Source organism: Roseibium sp. (assembly GCF_965233565.1).
Classification (GTDB): Bacteria; Pseudomonadota; Alphaproteobacteria; order Rhizobiales; family Stappiaceae; genus Roseibium.
This window is the reverse complement of record NZ_OZ247494.1, coordinates 5,581,137-5,603,857: the sequence shown is the minus strand read 5'-3', so window position 1 is coordinate 5,603,857 and position 22,721 is coordinate 5,581,137. Positions and strand designations below refer to the sequence as shown.

General features: G+C 59.6%; 23 protein-coding genes. 7 read left to right on the top strand and 16 right to left on the bottom strand.

Going from position 1 to position 22,721, the window contains the following annotated elements; genetic code table 11:
- Positions 1-120 precede the first annotated feature (120 nt).
- Positions 121-558 carry an outer membrane protein assembly factor BamE gene (locus ACO6TG_RS25500; protein ID WP_422375765.1) on the top strand — a complete coding sequence of 146 codons (438 nt, stop codon included), beginning with the start codon at positions 121-123 and terminating at the stop codon, positions 556-558.
- 72 nt (positions 559-630) lie between these two features.
- Here ACO6TG_RS25500 and ACO6TG_RS25495 read toward each other — a convergent pair whose 3' ends face one another.
- The 9 genes from ACO6TG_RS25495 to glyA form a co-directional block, all read right to left on the bottom strand.
- Complete coding sequence (locus tag ACO6TG_RS25495; protein WP_422375764.1) at positions 631-2,766, bottom strand: sodium-translocating pyrophosphatase; 2,136 nt, start codon at positions 2,764-2,766, stop codon at positions 631-633.
- Positions 2,767-2,983: 217 nt separating this feature from the next.
- Positions 2,984-4,207 (bottom strand): MFS transporter, encoded by a 1,224-nt coding sequence (locus ACO6TG_RS25490; protein ID WP_094070140.1) that lies wholly within the window; start codon positions 4,205-4,207, stop codon positions 2,984-2,986.
- Between the two features lie 115 nt (positions 4,208-4,322).
- Positions 4,323-5,321 (bottom strand): thiamine-phosphate kinase, encoded by a 999-nt coding sequence (gene thiL / locus ACO6TG_RS25485; RefSeq protein WP_422375763.1) that lies wholly within the window; start codon positions 5,319-5,321, stop codon positions 4,323-4,325.
- A gap of 2 nt (positions 5,322-5,323) precedes the next feature.
- Positions 5,324-5,845 (bottom strand): transcription antitermination factor NusB, encoded by a 522-nt coding sequence (gene nusB / locus ACO6TG_RS25480; protein WP_094070138.1) that lies wholly within the window; start codon positions 5,843-5,845, stop codon positions 5,324-5,326.
- Positions 5,846-5,850: 5 nt separating this feature from the next.
- Entirely contained in the window at positions 5,851-6,300 is a 450-nt protein-coding gene (gene ribH, locus ACO6TG_RS25475) for a 6,7-dimethyl-8-ribityllumazine synthase (RefSeq protein WP_422375762.1), read from the bottom strand.
- 153 nt (positions 6,301-6,453) lie between these two features.
- Complete coding sequence (locus ACO6TG_RS25470) at positions 6,454-7,065, bottom strand: riboflavin synthase (RefSeq protein ID WP_422375761.1); 612 nt, start codon at positions 7,063-7,065, stop codon at positions 6,454-6,456.
- 1 nt (position 7,066) lies between these two features.
- Complete coding sequence (gene ribD, locus ACO6TG_RS25465; protein ID WP_422375760.1) at positions 7,067-8,191, bottom strand: bifunctional diaminohydroxyphosphoribosylaminopyrimidine deaminase/5-amino-6-(5-phosphoribosylamino)uracil reductase RibD; 1,125 nt, start codon at positions 8,189-8,191, stop codon at positions 7,067-7,069.
- Positions 8,192-8,202: 11 nt separating this feature from the next.
- Positions 8,203-8,679, bottom strand: a complete 477-nt coding sequence (nrdR, locus tag ACO6TG_RS25460; protein WP_094070134.1) for a transcriptional regulator NrdR — start codon at positions 8,677-8,679, stop codon at positions 8,203-8,205.
- Positions 8,680-8,707: 28 nt separating this feature from the next.
- On the bottom strand, positions 8,708-10,009 hold the full coding sequence (gene glyA / locus ACO6TG_RS25455) for a serine hydroxymethyltransferase (protein WP_422378953.1): 1,302 nt from the start codon (positions 10,007-10,009) through the stop codon (positions 8,708-8,710).
- Positions 10,010-10,536: 527 nt separating this feature from the next.
- On the opposite strand from glyA, the gene ACO6TG_RS25450 reads away from it, so the two are divergent.
- The 4 genes from ACO6TG_RS25450 to ACO6TG_RS25435 are packed head-to-tail and all read left to right on the top strand — an operon-like array spanning position 10,537 to position 13,813.
- Positions 10,537-12,003 (top strand): PP2C family protein-serine/threonine phosphatase, encoded by a 1,467-nt coding sequence (locus tag ACO6TG_RS25450; RefSeq protein WP_422375759.1) that lies wholly within the window; start codon positions 10,537-10,539, stop codon positions 12,001-12,003.
- Positions 12,004-12,012: 9 nt separating this feature from the next.
- On the top strand, positions 12,013-12,564 hold the full coding sequence (locus ACO6TG_RS25445) for a SiaB family protein kinase (RefSeq protein WP_422375758.1): 552 nt from the start codon (positions 12,013-12,015) through the stop codon (positions 12,562-12,564).
- A gap of 17 nt (positions 12,565-12,581) precedes the next feature.
- Positions 12,582-12,980: a DUF1987 domain-containing protein gene (locus ACO6TG_RS25440; protein ID WP_422375757.1), complete on the top strand. Its 399-nt coding sequence runs from the start codon at positions 12,582-12,584 to the stop codon at positions 12,978-12,980.
- Positions 12,977-13,813 carry a GGDEF domain-containing protein gene (locus ACO6TG_RS25435; RefSeq protein WP_422375756.1) on the top strand — a complete coding sequence of 279 codons (837 nt, stop codon included), beginning with the start codon at positions 12,977-12,979 and terminating at the stop codon, positions 13,811-13,813. Before ACO6TG_RS25440 ends, ACO6TG_RS25435 begins: the two co-directional genes overlap by 4 nt.
- 38 nt (positions 13,814-13,851) lie before the next feature.
- Here ACO6TG_RS25435 and ACO6TG_RS25430 read toward each other — a convergent pair whose 3' ends face one another.
- The 7 genes from ACO6TG_RS25430 to ACO6TG_RS25400 form a co-directional block, all read right to left on the bottom strand.
- Complete coding sequence (locus tag ACO6TG_RS25430; protein ID WP_422375755.1) at positions 13,852-14,079, bottom strand: DUF6898 family protein; 228 nt, start codon at positions 14,077-14,079, stop codon at positions 13,852-13,854.
- 106 nt (positions 14,080-14,185) lie between these two features.
- A complete protein-coding gene (locus tag ACO6TG_RS25425) occupies positions 14,186-15,373 on the bottom strand; it encodes a L,D-transpeptidase family protein (RefSeq protein ID WP_422375754.1) in 1,188 nt (395 codons plus the stop codon).
- Positions 15,374-15,810: 437 nt separating this feature from the next.
- Positions 15,811-16,326 (bottom strand): transcriptional regulator LdtR, encoded by a 516-nt coding sequence (ldtR, locus tag ACO6TG_RS25420; protein ID WP_094074466.1) that lies wholly within the window; start codon positions 16,324-16,326, stop codon positions 15,811-15,813.
- A 153-nt stretch (positions 16,327-16,479) separates the two neighbouring features.
- The gene (gene mmsB, locus ACO6TG_RS25415; RefSeq protein WP_422375753.1) at positions 16,480-17,373 is read right to left on the bottom strand and encodes a 3-hydroxyisobutyrate dehydrogenase; all 894 of its coding nucleotides are present in this window, start codon (positions 17,371-17,373) and stop codon (positions 16,480-16,482) included.
- 94 nt (positions 17,374-17,467) lie between these two features.
- A complete protein-coding gene (locus ACO6TG_RS25410; protein WP_422375752.1) occupies positions 17,468-17,887 on the bottom strand; it encodes a DUF6163 family protein in 420 nt (139 codons plus the stop codon).
- A gap of 24 nt (positions 17,888-17,911) precedes the next feature.
- Positions 17,912-18,949: an enoyl-CoA hydratase/isomerase family protein gene (locus tag ACO6TG_RS25405; protein ID WP_422375751.1), complete on the bottom strand. Its 1,038-nt coding sequence runs from the start codon at positions 18,947-18,949 to the stop codon at positions 17,912-17,914.
- A gap of 55 nt (positions 18,950-19,004) precedes the next feature.
- Positions 19,005-20,144, bottom strand: a complete 1,140-nt coding sequence (locus ACO6TG_RS25400; RefSeq protein WP_422375750.1) for an isobutyryl-CoA dehydrogenase — start codon at positions 20,142-20,144, stop codon at positions 19,005-19,007.
- A 273-nt stretch (positions 20,145-20,417) separates the two neighbouring features.
- Here ACO6TG_RS25400 and hemB point away from each other — a divergent pair, with 273 nt between their 5' ends.
- Complete coding sequence (gene hemB, locus ACO6TG_RS25395) at positions 20,418-21,413, top strand: porphobilinogen synthase (RefSeq protein WP_422378952.1); 996 nt, start codon at positions 20,418-20,420, stop codon at positions 21,411-21,413.
- A complete protein-coding gene (locus tag ACO6TG_RS25390) occupies positions 21,410-22,660 on the top strand; it encodes a threonine ammonia-lyase (protein ID WP_422375749.1) in 1,251 nt (416 codons plus the stop codon). Before hemB ends, ACO6TG_RS25390 begins: the two co-directional genes overlap by 4 nt.
- Positions 22,661-22,721: the final 61 nt, after the last annotated feature.

The following is a 22,721-nucleotide window of genomic DNA, read 5'->3' as shown; positions in this document are numbered from 1 at the left end:
TTTAGAGCCAACTCGAAGCAAAGTCAGGTGTTGCCTTGTGCCCTATCCCACGATAGTGACTTTGCCAAGCAACGAAATTCAAATAGAGCCAGACGGGTCTGGCGCAACGGGACTTCTTCGATGAACTTCAAGGCGAGCGCCGTGATCCTACCGCTTCTGGCCACATTGCCGCTCGGTGGCTGTTTCACATCTACCTATACGCATGGTCATGTCATCACAGCCGACATGCTCAATCAGGTCCAGGTCGGTTCCAGTCGCGAACAGGTCGAGCTCGTGCTCGGGTCGCCGTCGACGACGTCCAGCCTCGCCGGTGACGCCTATTATTACATCTCCCAGAAAACGGCGACCACGGCTTTCCTGAACCCGGACATTGTCGAACAGCGCGTCGTTGCGGTCTATTTCGACGAAGACGGCTTCGTCAAGGATCTCGGCAACTACTCGCTGGAAGACGGCAAGATCGTCGATATCGTGACCCGAAAGACACGTACGGGTGGTGCCGACTACGGTTTCCTGACCCAGATCCTGCGTGGAGCAACCAAGCCGAGCCTGGGTCTTTAAGCACGACCGGTTCTGGACAAACAAAAAGCCCCGGCCTGCGGCCGGGGCTTTTCCTGTTTCAGAGGGCCTGGATCAATGCGCCATGATCGCCAGCAGCAGCAGGGCCACGATGTTGGTGATCTTGATCATCGGATTGACCGCCGGACCGGCGGTGTCCTTATAGGGATCACCGACCGTGTCGCCCGTCACGGATGCCTTGTGCGCCTCGCTGCCCTTCTGGTGGGTGACACCGTCCTTGTCGGTAAAGCCGTCTTCAAAAGACTTCTTGGCGTTGTCCCAGGCACCGCCGCCCGCCGTCATGGAGATGGCGACAAAGAGACCCGTGACGATCACACCCAGCAGCATGGCGCCGAGCGCGGCAAAGGCATCGGCCGGTGTTGCCACGGCCCGCACCACGAAGAACACCACGACCGGAGACAGCACCGGCAGAAGCGATGGCACGATCATCTCACGGATCGCCGCCTTGGTGAGCATGTCCACCGCGCGGCCATAATCCGGCCGCTCGGTCCCCTGCATGATGCCCGGCTTTTCCTTGAACTGGCGGCGCACTTCCTCCACCACGGCACCGGCTGCACGGCCAACAGCGGTCATGGAAATACCGCCGAAGAGATAGGGCAACAGACCGCCGAACAGGAGACCTGCCACCACATAGGGGTTGGAGAGCGAGAACAGCGTGCCCACGTCGATGCCATAGAAGATCGAGCCTTCCGTCGCATTGGCGGAGAAGAACCGCAGGTCTTCCGTGTAGGCCGCGAACAGGACCAGGGCGCCGAGACCTGCGGACCCGATCGCATAGCCCTTGGTGACAGCCTTGGTGGTGTTGCCGACAGCGTCAAGCGCGTCCGTCGTGGTGCGCACTTCATCGGGCAGCTCCGCCATCTCCGCAATGCCGCCGGCATTGTCGGTGACAGGTCCGAAAGCATCGAGGGCCACGACCATTCCGGCCAGCGCCAGCATGGTTGTCACGGCAATGGCAATGCCGAAGAGACCGGCAAAGGCGTAGGTCACCAGGATACCCGCGATGATGATGATCGCCGGTAGAGCTGTTGCCTCAAGAGAGACCGCCAGGCCCTGGATCACGTTGGTGCCGTGACCGGTGACCGACGCCTGGGCGATGGAGCGCACCGGGCGATACTCCGTTCCGGTGTAATACTCCGTCACCCAGATAATCAGCCCGGTGACGACAAGACCGACAACTCCGCAGACAAAGAGATCGAAGCCTGTGAAGCTTGCGCCGCCCGAGGTGGTGTACTCGGTGCCCGCTCCGATCCAGCCGAACACGATGATGGCAAGCGCGACAGCCGACAGCACTGCCGTGGCGATGAAGCCCTTGTAGAGCGCACCCATGATGGAGTTATTGCTGCCGAGCTTGACAAAGAATGTGCCGATGATCGACGTCACCACACAGCTGGCGCCGATGACAAGCGGCAACAGCATCAGGTTGGTCGCATCGGTCCCGGTGAAGAAGATCGACGCCAGAACCATGGTGGCGACCACGGTCACGGCGTAGGTCTCAAACAGGTCGGCCGCCATGCCGGCACAGTCGCCGACATTATCGCCGACATTGTCGGCGATGGTCGCCGGGTTGCGCGGATCATCCTCCGGAATGCCGGCCTCGACCTTGCCGACAAGATCGCCGCCAACATCGGCCCCCTTGGTGAAGATACCGCCGCCGAGACGGGCAAAAATGGAGATCAGCGAGGCACCGAAGCCAAGCGCGACCAGAGCGTCGATCACGGTCCTGTCGGTCGGGGCGTACCCCATCATGCCGGTCAGAAGCGTGTAGTAGACGGCAACCCCGAGCAATGCGAGGCCGGCCACCAGAAGGCCGGTGACGGCCCCCGACTTGAAGGCAATCTCAAGTCCGGCTCCAAGGCTCTGGCTGGCGGCCTGGGCGGTGCGAACGTTGGCACGCACGGACACCATCATGCCGATATAGCCTGCCGCGCCGGAAAGCACGGCGCCGATGGCGAAACCGATCGCAGCCGTGCCGGACAAAAGCAGCCAGGCCAGGACAAAAACCACGGCACCGACAATCGCGATGGTCGTGTATTGACGGTTGAGATAGGCACTGGCGCCTTCCTGGATCGCCCCGGCGATCTCCTGCATGCGCTCATTTCCGGCGTCCGCCGCCATGACGGACTGAATGGCCCAGGCCCCATAGGCAATGGACAAGAGACCACAAATAATGACGACAAGCTCGATCATGCTTCCTCCCATAGATGCGGCGGACTGATTTTCTTGTCGTTTTCCCGCCAGGCTGGCCTTCACACCCACTTCCCTGCGTGAAGGAAGCACACGATAGCAGCAAAGCGGAGCGCTTCGTCAAGCTCTCACATTGTTTAATTTATCACTTCCGTTGCGGCAGTATTTGGTGCAATGCAGTAAATTTGCTGCGCTGACGAAATGGAATTCGTAAGACACTTTAACCGGTTGTAACTGCTTTCTTTTCTCCCCAGACAAGCCAGCCGAGAAGTACCAGACACAGCACCACAAACGGAAAGACCAGAATGTTGACGGTCGCCCAGCCGAACGCGTTGAGCAGTGCGCCGGAGGAAAAAGATGCCGTTGCAACGAATCCGAACACAAGGAAATCATTGACCGCCTGCACCATGTTGCGTTCTTCCGGCCGATAGGTGTCGGTCAGCATTGCGGTTGCGCCGATGAAGCCGAAATTCCAGCCAAGGCCCAGCAGGATCAGAGCCGTCCAGAAATGCGCCAGTTCCAGCCCCATCAGGGCGACGATCGAACAGCCGGCCAGCAGTGCCAGCCCGATGGCGACGATCCGTTCCTTGCCGAAACGTGCAATCAGACTGCCCGTGAAGAAGCTCGGACCGAACATGGCAATGACATGCCACTGGATACCGAGCGCGGCATCGGTCTCGGACAGGCCACAGCCGATCATGGCGAGCGGGGTCGCGGTCATCACCAGGCTCATCAGAGCATAGGAACAGATGCCGCAAGCTGCCGCGACAACGAAGCGGCGCTGCCGCATGATCTCTCCAAGCGGCCGCCCGCCTGCCTGTTTGTGACTGATGCGCGGAGGCTTGGGGATCTTGATGAACATCAGAAGGACAAAGGCGATCAGTGCAAGCCCGGCCTGCGCCAGATAGGTCCCGGCAAACAGGATCGGCATGAACAGGTCCTTGGTCCAGATCACGGTCTGCGGTCCGACAACCCCGGCCAGGACCCCACCGGCCAGCACCCAGGAAATCGCCTTGGGCTTGAAGGCGTCGCTCGCCGTGTCGGCAGCAGCAAAGCGGTATTGCTGGACAAAGGCTCCCGCAAACCCACCCAGGCTGCAAGCCAGGGCGAAGAGCAGAAACTGGTTCTGAAAAACGGCAAAAGAGGCCAGCACACCGGAAGCCGCGCCAAGCAGGGAGGCGCCGGTAAACCCGGCTCTGCGGCCATAACGCCGCATGATCATTCCGGCCGGAATGGTTCCGAAAGCCGTGCCCAGAACCATCGCGGACACCGGCAATGTCGCCAGGGCCTTGTCCTCGTCCAGCATCATGTAGCCGACCAACGGCCCGGTCGCAATGACGATGGAGGCCGACGCCCCGCCCAGTGCCTGCGCAAGGGCCAGAAGCAGCGCATTGCGTTTGGCAAGATGGTCGTCGACAAAGGGGGCCGTTGCGTGAGCGGTCATGTTACATCTCGATTTGCTTGATGCTGGCGTGGTCGGATGGTGTCCGACAAACAGGCGGGGCACCTTCTTTTAAACCTGACCGTCACTGTAAGCTCAAGTCCGGTCGCGAACGAAATCAGAAATGCCGGAAGCCGCCAGCCGCCTGGAGAGCCGGGGCCTTGCCTGCTTCAACAAGATGGACCCGCCCGTCGCCCTCACGCAGAACACCAATCTCCGTGACAGGACAGCCGCAATCCACAGCTGCCTTTGCAAAGGCTTCAGCGGATGTTTCCGGCACAGCGGCGAGGATTTCATAGTCATCGCCGCCGTTCAGACAGCGACCATAGACCTCCGGCGCCTTGATCTTCAGATGCTGGAGGGCGCCGGATAACGGGATTTCCGCCATTTCCAGGGTGATATCGACCCCGGATGCGGTGGCCAGATGCGCACAGTCGGCAAACAATCCGTCGGAGACATCCATCGCCGCGCTGGCATGATCGACAAGGCAGGGCGCAAGTCCGGTCCGCGGCCGCGGCAGCAGATAGCGGTCCAGGATCCGCGTTTCTTCTTCCTCTGTGAGGTCGTGCGACCGGCAAAACTCCGGATCAAGGCGAGCCAGAAGCCCCGCGGCGGCATCGCCGATGGTTCCCGTCACGAAGAGCCTGTCCCCTGGCCGGGCGCCCGCACGGCGAACAGCCCTGCCCTGTGCCACTTCACCGATGGCGGTGATCGAGACCTGAAGTCCGTTGCCAGATCTTATCGTGTCGCCACCCAGAAGCTGGATGTCATAGACACACTGGTCCGCACCCAGTCCGCGGCAAAACCGCTCCAGCCACCCTGTCGACCAGTCGGACGGCAGGGCAAGACCCAGCAGGTAACCGCGCGGCCTGGCACCCTTTGCGGCAAGATCGGAGAGGTTGACGCGCAGCGCCTTGGCGGCGATCGCCTCCGGTGCATCGTCCGCAAAAAAATGAATGTCGGCTGCCAGCACATCCTTGGTCAGGACAAGGTCACAGCCCTCCGCCGCCCTCAGAACGGCGGCATCATCGGTGAGACCCAGGCTGCCGGGATCCTTTGCAAGGGGGGCAAAAAACCGCCGGATCAGCTCAAATTCGCCTGGCCTCTCGTCCGCCATGATCAGGAGGCGCCGTCTGCTTTCTTGGCGTCCAGTTCCGCGTCGCGCAGCTCATGTGCCAGTCGATCCAGCACACCGTTGACGAGACCGGGCTCGTCATCTTCGAAAAACGCCTTGGCGACATCGATATATTCGGAAATGATCACTTTCGGCGGCACGTCCTTGCGGCGCAGCAGCTCATAGGAACCGCTGCGCAGGATGGCGCGCAGCAGGCTGTCGATCCGCTTCAACGGCCAGTCTTCGGTCAGCGCCGTGTGAATATAGGGATCGAGAAATTTCTGATCCTCGACCACGCCGGCAACGATCTGCTTGAACCATTGCTCATCGGCATCGCGGTACTGCTCTCCGTCGATTTCCTTGCCAAGCCGGAACGCGGTGAATTCGCTGACCACACTGGTCAACGGCGCTCCGCCGACATCCATCTGATAGAGGGCCTGCACAGCTGCGAGGCGGGCAACGCCGCGCTTGTTGGCGGGTCGCACGGTTTTTCCAGCCGGTTTTTCCGGGTCGGCCTTTCCGGTCATTCTCTTTATACTCCAAGCCGCTCGCGCAGAGCGATCATGTCAAGGGCCGCACGTGCTGCCGCCCCGCCTTTGTCCTTGTCGTCCACCTTCGCGCGGGCCCATGCCTGTTCGCTGTTTTCAACGGTCAGGATACCGTTTCCGACGGCCAGATCCGCATCGACGATCAGGTCCATGATCACCCGGTTCGATTCATTGGCGACAATGTCGTAATGGGTGGTCTCGCCGCGGATCACCACGCCGAGCAGCACAAACCCGTCGTAAAACGTTCCCTCGCCTTCCATGGCGGTCAGCGCCATGGAGAGCGCGGCCGGGATTTCCAGAACACCGGGAACAGCGATACGGTCGTAGCTGGCGCCGGCGGCCTCAATCGTCTTGATCGCGCCTTCGGCGAGCGAGTCCGCAAGATCGTCATAAAAACGAGCTTCGATGATCAGAAGTTTCGGTGCAGCGCTCATCGGTGTCAAATCCCTTGTAAGGCCGCGACAGGAACCATGTCTGCCCCGGTTTGTCCAGTGTCATTCGTGCAGAACCGCAAATCCGGGCAACTAATTTGCTGCCTGGTAAACACGGTCGGGAATAGCTCGTTTGCGAAGGTGTTGGGCGGGTCCCTACCCGGTCTTGGAGAATTCCGCAAGACGCGCGGCGTAGCGGGCCATCATATCCACCTCAAGATTGATCTCGTTGCCGACCTTCTTGTCGGACCAGGTCGTGACCTCGAGCGTGTGGGGAATGAGAAATACGGAAAACAGCAGACCATCCACTTCATTCACCGTCAGGGACGTCCCATCCAGGGCAACGGACCCTTTCTTGGCGATGAAAGGCGCCGCCTCTTCTGGCGCCTCGAACTGGAAATAGACCGAATCCGGATGGTCTTGGCGCCTGGTGATCCGGGCCAGACCATCCACGTGGCCCAGCACCAGGTGCCCACCGAGTTCCGCGCCCATGGTCAGCGATCGCTCCAGATTGAGTTTCTGGCCAACCTTCCAGTCCGACACATTGGTCAGGGCCAGGGTTTCGGCTGCCGATTCCACCTCGAACCAATTGCCATTGGAGCCATTGTCCTTGGCCGTCACCGTATGACAGACGCCGGCGCAGGAGATGGAAGCCCCGATGTCGAAACTGTCCGTGTCATAGGCCGTCCGGATCCGGGTGCGCTTTCCCGCCGGAATGTCGTCAATTGAGAGAATTTCGCCGAGGTCGGTCACAATACCGGTGAACATGTCAGGCTTCCCGCCGTCTGAGGTAGATATATCTGTCCTGATCGAATCTGCCGGATCCGATCCGTTCGAATTTGGGGTCTTTCAGCACATCCGCAAGGTCGAGACCGTTCAGGGCAGGTATGCCCCCCTCGCCGATCTCCAGATTGCCGGTAACCACACAGAGGTCGTCGACCAGGTCCGCCTTCAAGAACGAGGTGGCCAGACGAGCGCCGCCCTCCACCATCACGCGGGTGATGCCGCGCGTTGCCAGCGCGCTCAGGATCACCGACGGCTTGATGCCGGTTGTCTCGGCCGGCACCCTGATGATGTTCACACCGGCAGCTGCCAACAGGTCGATCTTGTCCTGATCCGCATCGTTTCCGCATACCAGCCAGACCGGCACATCGACACAGGTGCGCACCAGCTGCGATTCCAGCGGCAGGCGCGCACGACGGTCGATGATGACCCGCACCGGCGACCGGGCGGCAAGGCCCGGCAGACGGCAGGTCAACAGGGGATCATCGGCAAGCGCCGTCCCGGACCCGACCAGAATGGCGTCGCACATGGCCCGGAAGCCATGGACCTTGCGCATCGACAGGGGACCGGAAATCTTGACCTGGCCTTCGCCGGACCGGCCGATAAATCCGTCCTTTGAAACGGCAAGCTTGAAGAAGACCTGGGGCCTGTTCTTCATCTGGCGCAGCGTGAAGCCCTTGTAGAGTGCTTTCATGGCCTTTTCACGCAGCCCGACCGCGACTTCAACACCTGCTTCGCGCAACATGTTGATCCCACGACCCGAGACCCGGGGATTTGGGTCGGCCATGCCAACGACGACCCTCTTCACACCCGCTTCAATCAGGGCACTGGAACAGGGTGGCGTACGTCCGTAGTGGGAGCAAGGCTCGAGCGTGACGTAACAGGTGGCTCCCCTCGCCCTATCACCGGCCTGAGCAAGAGCGTTGACCTCTGCATGGGCCATGCCCGGACGCGACGTGACACCGCGCCCCACCACCCTCGCGCCGCTCTTCTCGAAGCGGACAATCAATGCGGCAACGGACGGGTTTGGCCAGACACGTCCAAGCCCGCGGCGTGCCAGGCGTTCAGCGGCCGCCATAAACCGCATATCGATTTCAGAAAATGAAGTCATGAAACGCGAAATCAGCTGTCCTTGAGCGTCTCGACATCGGAGTCGCTGAGCTCGTCCAGAAGGGCTTCGAAATCCTTGGCCTCGCGGAAGTTCCGATAGACGGACGCAAAGCGCACATAGGCGACGTCATCGATGCCTTTTAAGCCTTCCATGACGTGGTTGCCGATCGTTTCTGCCGTGATTTCACTCTCGCCGGAACTCTCCAGCTGACGCACGATGCCGCTGATCATGCGCTCGATGCGATCCGGGTCGACCGGCCGTTTGCGCACGGCAATCTGCACGGATCGGGCCAGCTTCTCACGATCGAAGGGCACCCGGCGGCCGGAGCGTTTCAGCACCATCAGCTCGCGCAGCTGAACCCGTTCAAAAGTGGTGAAGCGGCCGCCGCAGGTGTTGCAGATCCTGCGGCGGCGAATGGCGGTGTTGTCCTCGGTCGGGCGGGAATCCTTGACCTGGGTCTCCTCACCCCCGCAAAACGGACATCTCATGTTTCAAAGCTCCTGACAGAGCCCGCTGTCAGCCCCCGTAGATCGGGAAGCGGGCCGTCAGTGCTTCTACCTTGGCTTTGACCGCGGCTTCAACCGCTGCGTTGCCCTCTTCACTGTTTGCGGCCTTCAAACCATCCAACACTTCCGTGATCAGGAGACCGACTTCGCGGAATTCCGCGACACCGAAGCCGCGGGTCGTGGCGGCCGGGGTGCCCAGACGAATGCCGGAGGTTACGAACGGTTTTTCCGGATCGAACGGGATGCCGTTCTTGTTACAGGTGATGTTGGCGCGGCCGAGCGCCTTTTCGGCAACCTTGCCGGTGGCGTTTTTCGGACGCAGATCAACCAGCATCAGATGGTTGTCGGTACCGCCGGAGACGATGTCGAGCCCCTGTTCCTTCAGGGATTCGGCCAGCGCCTTGGCATTGTCGGTGACCGCACGCGCATAGGCCTTGAATTCCGGCTGCAGGGCTTCCTTGAAAGCGACGGCCTTGGCAGCAATCACGTGCATCAGCGGACCGCCCTGGAGACCCGGGAAAACGGCCGAATTGATCTTCTTGGCGATCGCTTCGTCGTTGGTCAGGATCATGCCGCCGCGCGGGCCACGCAGGGATTTATGCGTGGTGGTGGTGCAGACATGGGCATGAGGCACCGGAGACGGGTGTACGCCACCGGCGACAAGGCCGGCGATGTGAGCCATATCGACCATCAGATAGGCGCCGATGCTGTCGGCGATGTCACGGAAACGCTTCCAGTCCCAGACGCGGGAATACGCCGTACCGCCAGCCAGAATCAACTTCGGCTTGTGCTCGTTGGCGAGGCGCTCGACTTCGTCCATGTCGAGCAGATGATCGTCCTGGCGCACGCCGTAAGAGACAACGTTGAACCACTTGCCGGACATGTTGACCGGGGATCCGTGGGTCAGGTGGCCGCCGGAGTTCAGATCCAGACCCATGAAGGTGTCGCCCGGCTGCAGCAGGGCAAGGAACACGGCCTGGTTCATCTGGCTGCCGGAATTCGGCTGCACATTGGCAAAGCCGGCGCCGAACAGTTCCTTGGCACGCTCGATGGCAAGGGTCTCGGCAACGTCGGCAAATTCACAGCCGCCATAGTAACGCTTGCCCGGATAACCTTCGGCGTATTTGTTGGTGAAGATCGAACCCTGCGCTTCGAGAACGGCGCGGGAAACGATGTTTTCCGACGCGATCAGTTCGATCTCGTGCTGCTGGCGGCCGAGTTCCTTTTCAATGGTGCCGAAAATGTCCGGATCGGCTTCGGCTAGACCGCGGGTGAAGAAACCGGACTGCAGGGACTGACCGGAGCTTTCCATCAAAGACATCGCACCATCCTTATCATGTGTTCCAGGATTTGGTCGGCTGCGGCGGCTTCGTCCAGGGACATTGTTTGCCGTCGAGCCAATGTGAGGCGAGCAATTAACACGTCCCTTGGGTCAAACCAAGGGCCATACCGACGCGGTCAGATTGGAAAACGACACCAATGTTCCGCAAAATCAAATCAGTTTCTTTTGCGGAGCAAAAACAGCGCACCGCGTGCCCGCCAGGTTACTTTCCAGCCACGCCTCAAAAGTATTTAACCAAAATAATTACATTGTTGATTTTGCGAATTATTCAAACTGCGTAAATCGACAATTGTATTTATTCTTTATTTTCATTTTCTGGACTATCATTTGACATTCAAACAAGTACCAAGAAGCACGCTTGTATGTTCCGGGGCCTCACGACAAGGTTGACCACTAGGTTGCAGACCCATCTCAATCTGCAAACAATATCCTATTGCGCCGGCTTTGCTCTGGTTGTGCTGGTTTTTACTTCTCTACTATTTGGCGGTCGCTACCTGTTGGACCAGCACAGGGTCCAGGTGGACGAGGCGAAGATTGCCAACCTCCTGCAACTGCTGTCACAACGTATCGCGTTGGCGGCGCTGGACAACGAAGAGTTTGCCCGCGCAAGCACCTATGGGTCCCGCATTCTTGTCATCAGTTGTGCCGATCATATGGAGCGTGCGCAGGCCGCCCTTCTGTCGGGAGACCGCAAGAGAATGCAGCAGGTCGTCTCAGACGGCCTGTCCTGCCGGCTTGGAAAGGCCGACTACCCGCCCGTCAATCAAATCAAGTCCGACATTGCAGCCGTTCTGTTCGAAGGAGAGACGTCACAGCAGCTGGTACTCAGCGAGTTCCTGCATCTCGCCCGCAGGGTCGGTTCTGCCCAGAAACTGACGCACACCGAGCGGCTGCGCTTTGCGCAACTGGCCTTTCGGGACCTGCCCTCAAAGTTCGACGCTGCTGCAAGAACCTTTCAGCAGAATTCAACGACATCACTTCTTTGGATGGAGCGGTTTGGAATAGCCGCCTGGGCGGTCATGTTCATCCTGATCTGCATAGTCGCCATTCTTGTGTTTGCCCGCCTGTCCAGCTCGATGAAGGCCAGGGCAAACGAGTATGATCATTCGATCGCCCGCTATCACGCCCAGAAACAGGCCATGCAGGAGGTCAATGAACAGCTCTTCCAGAGCATGTATTACGCGAGGAACATTCAGAAGGGCATTCTTCCCGATCTGGCAGATCTGCGCGACAACATGGCGGATATCGCACTCATCTGGCAGCCGATGCAGGTGGTCAGCGGCGACTATGTCTGGGCCTGCAGGAAAGGTAACACCTCCGTCTTCTTCGTGGCCGACTGCACCGGACACGGCGTCCCCGGCGCCCTGCTCACCATGGTCGTTGCGTCGGTCTTCGAGAAGCTGTTGGAGGACAATTCCTTCAAGGACCCTGAATACACCCTCTTGACGCTTGACCGCACCGTTCGGCGCAGGCTCGGTCAGGACAAACCTTCCGATGGCTATGAAGACACCTCATCCGATGACGGGTTTGTCGCGGCGCTTGCGCTCTATAATCACGAGAACCGGATCCTGCGATACGCGGGTGCCGGCATCCCCCTGATCATCAGTTCGGCCGACGGGTTCAACAAGATTGCCGGCGACAAGGCCGCCCTGGCCTATCGCAGCCTGCCCGGCCCGAACCGCATTGCGGTCCACACGATGAATGTGGAGCCTGGCGACAGCTTCTACCTGGCCACCGACGGCATCACCGATCATGTCGGCGGCAGCCCCAAGCGCACTTTCGGCCGCAAGCGGCTCTATGAAGTCCTGGCAACGGTTGGCGATGAAAACCTTGAGGCTCAGTTGAACCACCTGCAGGACAGACTGACGGATTTCCGCGGACTTGAGCCGGTTCGGGACGATTACACGATTCTCGCTTTCACCCCCGTCGCCGGCGAAATGGCCGTGCGCAACGCGGCCGAATAGGAGGACGGAATGCTGGGAGAAGACATCTATGCCTTTCGATCCGAGCTGCAAAAGCGCGATGCGCTGTTTGCCTATACCGGCTTCGTTTCGGAAGACCTCCTTTATGCGCTCGGCACGGCGGTCAAGCAGCAGCTTGAATTGAAGAAGACCGAGGGCAAGGTGGTCCGCCGGGTCTTCTCGGTTTTTGTCGAACAGGTTCAGAACGTTATCCGATACTCCGGCGAACAGGAGTGGTTGACCGAACCCAAGACCGCCCGGCTATCGGCCGGCGTCATCGTCCTTGGCCAGGACGACAATCGTTTCTTCGTCATTTGCGGCAATGCGGTGACAAATGAAGAAGCCGATGGGCTCAAGACACGGCTGGAGTCGATTTCAGGAATGGATGGAGAGGCTTTGCGCAAACATTATCGCACCAAACTCCGGGAAGATCCCGACCCTCACAGCGAAGGCGCCACCATCGGCCTTCTGGAAATTGCCCGGCGGGTTACTCAGCCCCTGGAATATGATTTCCTGAAGCTGGACGAGAACCGCAGCTTCTTCGTCCTTAAAGCCTTTATCTGAGAGCGGAGACAACGGCCATGACACCCAACCCGCTTTACATCGACGAAACGCCCCGTTCTCCGCGAGTCGAACTGGACCCGGACACGGGACATCTTGCGCTGACCGGCGAGAGCTACCCGGAAGACGCAAGCGCCTTCTACGGCCCGATCCTGCAGAATGTCGCAAGCTACCTGGCAACAACGACCGACGCGCCCCTGACCGTGGACATGCGTTTTATCTATTTCAATTCCTCAAGCGCCAAGGCGATCATGAACCTGTTTCAGATGCTTGAGGAAAACGCGGAAGGCGGCAGACCTGTCACCGTGAACTGGTTCTACGACCCTGACGACGACCTGATGGCGGAGATGGGCGAGGACTTTGCGGAAGATTTTCGGCACGCCTCGTTCTACCTGAAACCGGACACTGAAGTGGCATGACCCAGGCGCGCAAAAAAGACGGTGAGTTCACGCTGTTTGAGGACGAAGACCGCGTCCTCCAATATGCCGAAACCATTCTAGGCGGCCTCGATGAAACCACCCGGCTGATCCGGTCGCTGACCATGGCCTACAAGCGGGCCGTGCGCGAACAGAAGCGCATGGTGCGCCTCAGCGACCGAAATCAGGAGGAACTGATGGCGGTCAAGGAGCGTCTTGAAGGAGAAGTCAAGGCCCGGGCCGAACTCGTCGAACAGTTTCGCATCCTTGCGATCACGGACACCCTGACGGAAACCTACCTTCGCGGACATTTCCTGGAGCTTTGCAATCACGAACTCAAGGCGCGCAGCCGGACCGAAGACCCGCTCACCATGGCTCTTCTCGATGTCGACAAGTTCAAGGAAGTCAACGACACCTATGGCCACGCGGCGGGTGACCAGGCGCTGACGACCCTGTGCAATATCCTGAAGGACAATTTGCGACAGAGCGACGTCATCGCCCGATGGGGGGGCGAGGAATTCGCCATCATGATGCCGCGCACCACAGGCGAGCAGGCCGTCAAGCTGGCTGAAAGACTGCGGCAGGAGATTGCCGATTGCACCATATCGGACGGGCGCTGCGCCTTCTCGATCACGGCCAGCTTCGGCCTGTGCACCCTGGAAGGACCAAACCCCACCGACAACAGTCGCCGCGACCCGATAGACACGCTTTTCCACCACGCGGACCGGGCGCTCTATCAGGCCAAGTCGGATGGCCGCAATTGTGTTGTCGCGACGACGTTCAGGCGGAGCGGCGCAAAAGAAAGGCCGGCAGCTGCGGCGCGCGCACAGCGCTAGCACCTGTCTCGGTCGGGAGGACCCTGAAGCGTCCTTCTCTAGTAAAGCGTTGGATCCTTCGAGCCGCCCTGCATAGCTTTCATTTGCTCGATCCGCCGTTTCAGCTTGCGCACAGCCAGATTTTGCAAGTCCTGCTGTCTTGTCGATACTGGGCCAAAAGCCGACACTTCGACACCGGTTGCAGCGTCGATGGCTATGACCTGTACCTGCTGCCCGACCTGACGAAACTCGATATAGATTTCGCCGGGTCGCGGATTGCGACTCATAAGTGGCTCCCAAGTGACACAGTCATCCTAGAACGCATGAAACGCCAGTCTTATCAAGACCGGCGTTTCCCGAAAGCTGGATGCTGTTAATCGACGGTGAAAACGATCAGAGCCTGGCCTGTTCGCCCGTTCCGTAGAGGTCGTCACGGTTGTAGATGTCATCGCGGAAATGCACCACGCCGTCGGCATTTGCCCAGGCCGTCACATAGGTCAGATAGAGCGGGATCGACCTTTTCAGCTTGACGTCTTCACGCTCGCCGGTCCGGATCACCCCATCAACTCGGGTCCGGTTCCAGTCGGGCGTCGTGGACTGCAGCAACCAGGTCACCAGTTCGCGCACATTCTGAACACGCACACAGCCTGAGGAGTGGAACCGGTTGGCCTCGCCGAACAGCGTCTTGGACGGTGTGTCGTGCAGATAGACCTGGTGCTTATTGTGGAAATTGATGCGCACCGAACCAAGGGAATTCTCGGCGCCTGGATCCTGGGTGAAGCGATATTGTGTCGCCTCGTCCGTGTTCCAGTCGATCTGCTGCCAGTTGAGCTCGTTGTTGCTCCAGTCGAAGATACGAATGTTGTTCTTCGCCAGGTATTGCGGATCTTCCTTCATCTTCGGGATCAGGTCCTTGCGGATGATGGATTTCGGAACCGTCCAGTACGGGTTGAAATTCAGCTCGTAGATCTTGCTGTTCAGGATCGGTGTCTGACGGTCGATCTTGCCGACAACGGCAGTATGGCGGGAGCGGACGTAACCGTTCTCGACCGCTTCGATCTCGGCAGCCGGAATGTTGACCATCACGTAGCGGTCACCCTTGAAGCCGGACATCGACCTGAGGCGGATCATGTTGGTTTCCAGCTGACGCAGGCGGACATGCGCCGGAATGTTGAGTGCGGCAACGGTGCCTTCGCCCATTACCCCGTCCGGAATCAGACCGTGACGCAACTGGAACCGGCGCAGCGCAGCGTCAACATAGGAATCGAACGTGTCGGACAGGCCGGCCTGCTGCTCCAGATCTCCGGACATGATCAGGCGGCGGCGCAACTCGACAACCCGCGGGTCCTTCATGCCGATCCGCAGGGCCTTGCCGCCTTGTGACACGGCGCCCCAGCCACCCTGCTGAACAATCAGCTGATACCGGTTCATCGCAGCTGCGATGTAATCGGCGGTCTCGGGCGACAGCGTCGGAGCCGAAGACTTCACTTCCGTGATGTTTTCCGTGGCAATGTCGAAATTGTCGACCCACTCAACCTGCTGGTTCTGGGCCTGGGCTGCAGTTCCTGCCAGGAGTGGCAATCCGCATCCGATAGCGCAAAGACGCAGAAAGTCGCGCCTTGTCTTCGATTTCCGTTGAAGCTTTAACCCGTCCGGTCCGGATAAAAGGTTCATTGCAGACCTCATGTTGCAGCGTCGATAACGCAAGTTCTGTTCAGATACGCGCGGCACGGCCGATTTCGATAATATCAGCCTCGCCTGTTCCAGCTCCCAGTCCTAACGAACGGGTCTTAACAAATCGCTCGATTCCTTAACCATCCTGTCGTCAGGAACTTCCGCTAAGAGGCATTCCTTTGTGACCACAAGATGTCAGTTTCCGCCGGAAACGCGAAACTTCTTCCTTATAGGCATGTTTGGCCCGCGATTGAAATTCACATCATGCAAATTTGCGTGAGGTGCAAAAAAGAAAGGCACCGCCCGAGGGCGGTGCCTTGTCATCTGAATGTGCCGCGAATTTCTCAGAGGCGGTAGAGGATCTGGTCGGTCCAGAACCGTTCCAGACGGCGCAGGGACTTGTTGAGGGCAACAAAGTCCTTGGGGCCGATTTCCCCGACCTGCTCAACCGACAGAATGTGGCGCTCGTAGAGGTCGTTGACGATTTTCGCAACTTCCTGGCCCTTGTCGGTCAGGCTCACGCGGACGGACCGGCGGTCCATGCGCGAACGCTGGTGGTGAATATAGCCGGTCTCGACCAGCTTCTTCAGATTGTAGGAGACATTCGACCCGAGATAGTAGCCGCGTGTCCGCAGCTCGCCGGCCGTCAGTTCAGCATCGCCGATGTTGAACAGCAACAGCGCCTGCACGCTGTTGACATCGGACCGGCCCATACGGTCGAATTCGTCCTTGATGACGTCGAGAAGACGCCGATGCAGCCGCTCAACGAGCGTCAGAGCCTCGAGATAGAGCGGCTTGATTTCCAGCTCTTCCCCTTCACTCTGTGCAACAGCGTCGACTGCCCTACTTGCGGTGATCATGTGATTGCGCCTCTTATAGTACCTGTCGTTCGACGGATATTTTCCCGCCTTGTTACGCAATCTAACCGAGCGATTCTAAAATCCGCTTAAGAGACACGCTGAATCATCCGTTAACTTTTGGCCTGTGTTTTACCGGTGTGATTCACTTTTCATTCATGATGATCCACGCAGGAATTTCACGATGCCGGAAAAGTCCTGCCCTTCTCCGCCGGAATTGCAGAAGAGCGTATAGAGTGCAGCTGCCTCTGCACCCATCGGCGTTGCAGCCCCGGAAGACTGGGCTGCTTCCTGGGCGAGCTTCAGATCCTTGAGCATCATCTCCGCGGCAAACCCCGGCTGATAGTCGCGATTGGCCGGGGAAGACGGCAACGGCCCCGGCACCGGGCAATAGGAGGTCAGCGACCAGCACTGGCCCGACGCCGTGGAGGAAATGTCGAACAACTTCTGCTTGTCCAGTCCGAGCCGTTCGGCAAGAACAAACGCCTCCGATACGCCAATCATGGAAATGCCAAGCAGCATGTTGTTACAGATCTTGGCCGCCTGGCCGGTTCCTGCTCCCCCTGCATGCACAATCGTCTTGCCCATGATGTCGAGATACGGTTTGGCCGCTTCGAAGGCATCATCAGCGCCGCCGACCATGAAGGTCAGGGTGCCGCCGGCCGCTCCGGCCACGCCGCCCGATACCGGTGCATCGACCATGGGCATGCCCTTTGCCGTTGCTGCTTCAATCACGGCGCGCGCGCTGTCGACATCAATCGTGGAGGAATCGATCAGCAGCGTGCCCGGCTTGGCGTGCTCGAGAATGCCGCCCTCTCCCATATAGATCTGGCGGACATGTTTGCCGGCCGGAAGCATGGTCACAATGACGTCGGCAGCCGCTGCCAGCTCTGCGACGCCGGACGCTTTTTCGCCGCCGGCGTCGGTATGCGTTGCCAGGGCTGTCTCGGAGAGATCAAAGCCCAGCACCTTGTGGCCTGCCTTGACGAGGTTGATCGCCATCGGACCGCCCATATTGCCAAGACCGATGAACCCGATTGTGTTCGACATGTTTTTCTCCCGGTAAATTTCGTTGTTTTTGAATCTGTTATGCGGATGCCCTGAACCCCGACCCCAGCAATCTCAGAAAGTGATTCAAGTCCACTCAGCCGGCTTCGGCCTTGTTTTCCTTGTCCATCAGATAGACAAGCAGTCCGTAGATCGCGATCGTCAGAAGATAGAAACTGATTTCATAGGGGCGCCGGCCATACAGATCGGAAAAAGCCGTATGCATGACAATCTGGCACAAGCAGCGGAAGATCCACATCACCGTGCCCCAGGATACCGTCAGCCAGAGACCTGTGGCAGCCACAAGGTCGAGCACGGCAAAAAAGACGATCGCGCCCTGCATGGAAACCGGCATGTCCCAGAACCAGAGACCACGCCACTCGACAATGCCGACGATGCGCGCCCAATAGATGACACCGCCGCCGATCAGGATGATCGCGATCAGGCGCAGGTACCAGATCAGGACGGTGCTCCACGGCGGGCGGGATTCGATAAGGTCCTGAAAGCTGGTGATCATGTGTGGTCCGGGTCCGGATGAAGTTTAGGCGAGCGGCAGGTCTCCGCCCTCAGGTTCCTCGAAATACGACGCCAGATCGGCGCTGTCCACTTGGCCAAACTGAGAAGGTGTCCATTTCGGGTTCTGGTCCTTGTCGACCAGCACCGCTCGAATGCCTTCATAAAACTCCGTGCCTTGCAGAATACGTGAGACGATCCGGTATTCCAGCTTCATGCATTCGTTGAAGGAAAGATCGCCACCGCGCTTCATCTGTTCAAACGCGATCAGCACGCTGGTCGGTGATTTTCCACGGATGGCGGCGGCCGCCTTTTGAGTAAATTCGGTGCTTGAGGCATCCAGCCGGTTCAGGACCTCTTCGACGCTTTCGGCAGAGAAAGCCTTCTCGATCTCCTCCAGATGCGCCGCGACCGATCCTCTTTCCGGTGTCACCAGGAAAGGGGCAAGCGCCGCGCCAATGTCTGTGGCGGTCTCCAGGCTCGTTTCCAGATCGGTCAGGCTGTCCGCGGAGACCGCATGGGTCAGCACACCCGTGGCGAGCGCATCGCCCTGCTTGAGACGCCCCGCACTGAGCGCGCAATAAACGCCGCTCTTTTTCGGCATGCGCGGCAGAAAATAGGTTCCGCCGACATCCGGAAAAAAGCCGATGCCGGTCTCCGGCATGGCAAACATGGTCTTTTCCGTTCCAATCCTGTGCGTTCCATGAACGGAAACACCCACGCCGCCACCCATGACGATCCCGTTGATCAGGGCGATAAAGGGTTTGGGATAGGCCTTGATCTGGGCATTCAGCAGATACTCGTCCCGGAAGAAGGCGCTGAGCCCTTCGGTCTCGCCGGCCTGCCGCGCGTCATAGATGCTGCGAATGTCGCCGCCGGCGCAAAAGGCCTTGTCACCGGCGCCGGTGACGACGATGTGGGCAATCTGAGGATCGCTTTCCCAGGCGGTCAGTTGCCGGGCCAGGGCCCGGACCATGTCGAAACTCAACGCGTTGAGTGCTTTCGGCCGGTTCAGGGTAACAAAACCGGCATGGCCGCGTTTTTCAAAAAGAATGTCGTCGCTCACGGAGGCGCCTCATAAAAGAGTGAGTCGTTTCAAGGAGTAATCTGACCAACTTCGATCAGTCTTTCAAAATCTGACGCGCGATGATCAGGCGCATGATCTCGTTGGTGCCTTCCAGGATCTGGTGCACACGTACATCGCGGAAGTAGCGCTCGATCGGATAGTCGCGCAGATAGCCGTAGCCACCGTGAAGCTGCAGCGCTTCGTTGACGACCTTGAAGCCTGTATCCGTTGCAAGACGTTTGGCCATGGCCGCCAGCTTGGTGGCGTCGTGAGCCTTTGCATCAACGGCCACGGCGGCCTTGTGCAGGAGAAGCCGCGCGGCTTCGAGTTCGGTCGCCATATCGGCAAGTCGGAACTGCAGCGCCTGGAAATCGGCGATCGGTCGGCCGAACTGCTTGCGCTCCTTCACATAGGCGAGCGCATGATCGAGGCAGGCCTGCGCCGCCCCCATGGAACAGGCGCCGATATTGAGCCGACCGCCGTCAAGAGCGGCCATGGCGATCTTGAACCCCTGTCCTTCCGTTCCGACCAGATTGGATTTCGGCACACGGCAGTCCTGGAAATTGACCTGTGCTGTCGGCTGACTCTTCCAACCCAACTTGACTTCGTTGGCACCGAAGCTGAGGCCGGGCGTCCCCTTTTCCACGAGAAGGCAGGAAACACCGGACGGTCCCCCGCCGCCGGTGCGCACCATGACCGCATAAAGATCGCTGACGCCGCCACCGGATATGAAGGCCTTCGACCCGTTCAGTACATAATGGTCGCCATCGTCCTTTGCCGAAGTTCTCAGGCTGGCCGCATCCGATCCGGAGCCCGGCTCGGTCAGGCAATAGCTCGTCAGAAGCTCCATCGTGCAGAGCTTTGGCAAAAACTTCTGACGAAGATCTTCAGACCCGTATGTGTCGATGATCCAGGCCACCATGTTGTGGATCGAGAGATAGGCGGCCGTCGAGGTGCAGCCCTGGGAGAGTTCCTCGAATATCAAGGCTGCATCCAGCCGGGTCAGAGCGGAACCGCCGACATCTTCCTTCACATAGATGCCGCCGAACCCCAGTTCGGCTGCCTTGCGCAGGGTCGGGATCGGAAAATGGCTGTCTTCGTCCCAGTCCTTGGCATGGGGCGCCAATTCGTCACGCGAAAAACTGGCAGCCATGTCCTGAAAGGCGCGCTGATCTTCGTTGAGTGAAAAGTCCACGGTTTGTCCTCCCACAAGCGGCGCTGAAGCCAATGACTCGCTGCCGTGCTGGTTCCTCGGTCTGTCGGCGCGCACTAAAGCACATTTGACGCAAACGTCAAACAATCTCTTTTTTGTTTTTAATTTCAGTTATTTTACAGAATGTTGGACTGCGTCAATCTGCGTGATAGATTGGCGTCTCTTCTCCGCGAGAATGCATTTTTTCTTCTGCTCAGCGAATAGTCGGGGCCCATGACGTCCAAATCCTCTCTTCCGCCGATCACATCCGACCATATGGACACGCTCCTGGCCGGCACGCGCATGCGCCGCAACCGTCAGACCGACTGGTCGCGCCGCCTTGTGCGCGAGAACACGCTGACCGTCGACGACCTGATCTGGCCGGTCTTCATCGTGGATGGCGAAAAGGTCCGCCAACCGGTTCCGTCCATGCCGGACGTCGTCCGGCTTTCGGTCGACGAGGCTGTGCGCGATGCCGAAAAGGCGGCAAGACTCGGCATCCCCGCTCTGGCCCTGTTTCCCTATACGGATCCGGACCTCAGAGACGAGACCGGTTCTGAGGCCCTCAACGCAGACAATCTGACCTGCCGGGCCTTAAGGGCGATCAAGGCGGAAGGCCTCAACCTCGGCCTGATGACGGACGTCGCGCTCGATCCCTATACCAGCCACGGCCATGACGGGCTCATGGCAGGCGATACGATCCTCAACGACGAGACCGTCGACCAGCTCTGCCGCCAGGCGCTGGTCCAGGCCGAAGCGGGATCGGATGTGATTGCCCCGTCCGACATGATGGACGGCCGCATCGGCGCGATCCGCCAGGCGCTGGACAGCCAGGGACATCGCGGCACACAGATCATGGCCTATTCGGCGAAATATGCCTCCGCCTTCTACGGTCCGTTTCGCGATGCAGTCGGGTCGTCCGGCACGTTGAAAGGCGACAAACGCACCTATCAGATGGACCCGGCCAACACCGACGAGGCCCTGCGTGAGGCCGAGCTCGACATAACCGAGGGCGCCGACATGATCATGGTCAAACCGGGCATGCCCTATCTCGACATTGTCCGCCGGCTCAAGGACGAGTTCCAGGTGCCGACCTACGCCTATCAGGTGTCCGGAGAATACGCCATGATCAAGGCGGCTGCCGCCAATGGCTGGCTCGACGGCGACAAGGCCATGCTGGAAAGCCTGCTTGCCTTCAAACGCGCAGGGACCGACGGCATCCTGACCTATTTCGCCCCCAAAGTGGCTGAAATGCTGGCGGATGGAAAATGACCACCGACGCCTTTAGCGACCCGGCCCAGGTCACGTTCGAGAAGATCGAAGCGGCCGCTGCGCTGATCAAGGGCGCCGTGCTGGAAACACCCTGCCTGCCCGCCCCGCGCCTGTCGCAGCTGACCGGTGCTGATGTCTTCGTCAAATACGAGAACATGCAGGTCACCGGCGCCTTCAAGGAGCGCGGTGCCCTGGTCAAGCTCAGCAGCCTGACGGACGACGAAAAAGCGCGCGGCGTGATCGCCGTTTCGGCCGGCAACCACGCGCAGGGTGTCGCCTATCACGCGGGCCGCCTTGGCATACCCGCCACGATCGTGATGCCGGTGCTCACGCCTTTTGTGAAAATCTCCGCGACGCGCGGCTACGGCGCCGAGGTTGTTCTGGCCGGCAACACGCTGGCCGAGGCCAAGGCCGAGGCAGACCGGTTAGCCGCAGAACATGACTATGTCTGGGTCCATCCCTATGACGACGCCCATGTCATCCATGGCCAGGGCACAATCGCTATCGAGATGCTCGCCCAGCAGCCGGATCTCGATGTCCTGGTGGTGCCGGTCGGCGGCGGCGGGCTGATCGCGGGTATCGCGACGGCCGCCAAGATCCTCAAGCCGTCGATCGAGGTCGTGGGCGTCGAGACCACGCTCTATCCGGGCATGTGGGGGGCCTTTTACGGCAAGGAGGTCATCTGCGAAGGCGCGACCATCGCGGAAGGCATTGCCGTGCGTGACATCGGCCTTCTGACCACCGAGGTCATCAAGGAACGGGTTGACGACCTTCTGCTGGTCTCGGAAAGCAGCATTGAACGGGCCATCAACGCCTATCTCACCTTGCAGCGAACCATCGCGGAAGGGGCCGGAGCTGCCGGTCTTGCGGCCCTGCTGACTGACCCGGACCGGTTTGCTGACAAGAAAGTCGGCCTGGTTCTGTGCGGCGGCAATATCGACCCGCGCCTTCTCTCCAAGATCGTGGTGCGCGAACTGGCCCGCGACGGCCGTCTTGTCTCCATCCGTATCGACACGCCAGACCGGCCGGGTACGCTTGGCGAAATCGCGACGGTGATCGGAGACATGCAGGGCAATGTGGTCGATGTCGAACACCACCGGCTGTTTCTCAACGTGCCGGCAAAGGGCGCGACGCTGGACGTGACCTTCGAGGCGTTCGACCGGCCCCATGGCGAACGCATCGTCGCGGCCCTGCGCGAACGCGGCTTCGTCGTGCGCTATCTGGAAATCGGTGAACGCATGGATTGACGAAAAACGGTGTCAAAGGAGTTGATCCTGTCAATTCCCTCGAGTTGACAGCATCCGCAGC